The 1,525-nt window shown below is 42.0% G+C and carries 1 pseudogene; it reads right to left on the bottom strand.

Annotation, left to right across the window (positions count from 1 at the left end):
- Positions 1-75: 75 nt before the first annotated feature.
- A pseudogene (tnpC, locus tag NEPTK9_RS09460) lies at positions 76-1,365 on the bottom strand (IS66 family transposase); the annotation flags it as partial.
- Between the last annotated feature and the right edge of the window lie 160 nt (positions 1,366-1,525).

The raw sequence follows: 1,525 nt of genomic DNA, 5'->3' as shown, positions 1-1,525 counted from the left end.
TGGCCTCCACGTATTCTACGTTCCGGCCTTTTTTCTATTGAGTGAAAGGCTATTATCTCTCATTCAACATTCCATTTACACAGTTATTTTTACACTCCCGGAACCCCTTATAGCATCTGTTAATGCATCCCAAATATTCCAGCCTTGCTTACGCGCTGTTGAAATGTAGCTGCGGATGCGGCAAAAGATTTTTCCTCCATCAGGTGTACGAAAACAGCCCGATATTTTCTGCTTAAGCTTGACCATCCGAATATCTTGCTCTCCTTGATTATTCGTAAAGGGAACTGAAAAGTCATACATAAACAGAAGGACACAGTCACTTTTCTCTTTAAGGCGGTCTAAAAGGTTTTTTCCTGCTCGCTGCTTTTGCCTTCCTCTCTTTCCCTTTGGTAGAGGGGGTAATTCTGAGTGGTATTTTAAACCATCTTTAATGATCTGTGCGTAATCCCCTTCTATTTGAAGCAAAATTTGCCTAGGTAGGGAACCTTGCTTTTTATAATCATCGACCTCTTTGTTTGCCCTTATAAGGAGCTCTTCCATTCTTTTTGCCCAATTTTCTTTATGCTGTTCATGAACGCTGGTAAGCTCTCTTAAATGGTGTGCATTGCATAGCCCATGCTTAGGTTCTTTATACCTGAAGTAAGGGGTCCAGTGATCGTGGACTGCTGTACCCTTGAATCGAGGTAAAATACCTGCTACACTCATAGCTACTTCCCCTCGCTTAGGATGAATCGTATAAAGAGTAGCAACTTGTGAAGAAGCAACATGTACCCAATGAAGCTTTTTCTCACACCTCATTCCTGTTTCATCAAAGTGTAATGTGTTGGCTGCTAGCAAGTATGCCTTTAGGCTTTCTTCAAATGAATCGAGCTTTTCAAAAAGACCTTTATCAAAGTTTGGGCAGGTTCCACCAGAAATAGCCACTCCAAATACATCTTCGAAAACTTGGCATAGTCGATTAGCTGGTATGAAGTGTTGGTGAGCAAAGTACACCGCTAGAGCTCTGATTCGCTCCCCGTATTGTACGGGTCCTTTAATACCATCTGGAAATATACCTCTACTGACTTCGCCACAACAAGGACATTTTTTCTCTTCGACTTGATGTTCTGTTACTTCTACAACTGGCTTTGGGATATCAAATGCTTGACGTTTTTCTACACAAGCACCATCAATCTCACTGAGGTCTGATCCACAACCATGGCAGGTAGTAGGTGCATGGGTTACGACTACATCAGGATTCTCAACTTGAGCCAACCCTTTTCCTGGGTGCCCCTGTTGACCACCCGACTTTTTCCCAGATTTTTTCCGTCGACTTTTTGTTTTCTTTTTGAGCCCATCACTGCTCGGAGGCTTGCTGCTATTTGAGCTGTTTTTCGATGGGTGTGTAGTAAATCAGTTGGAAGGTAGGACAGAAGGGAAAAGTAGAAAAAAAAATACCCCAGTAAGTACGATTTTGGAAAAAATAACAACTACCAAAAACCAACCACTGGAGTATCTATGGAACAAGTTATAGCACAAGCCAAAA

Source organism: Candidatus Neptunochlamydia vexilliferae, from assembly GCF_015356785.1.
GTDB classification, from domain to species: Bacteria; Chlamydiota; Chlamydiia; order Chlamydiales; family Simkaniaceae; genus Neptunichlamydia; species Neptunichlamydia vexilliferae.
The sequence above is the reverse complement of the archived record's forward strand: the minus strand, read 5'-3'. Positions and strand labels throughout refer to the sequence as shown.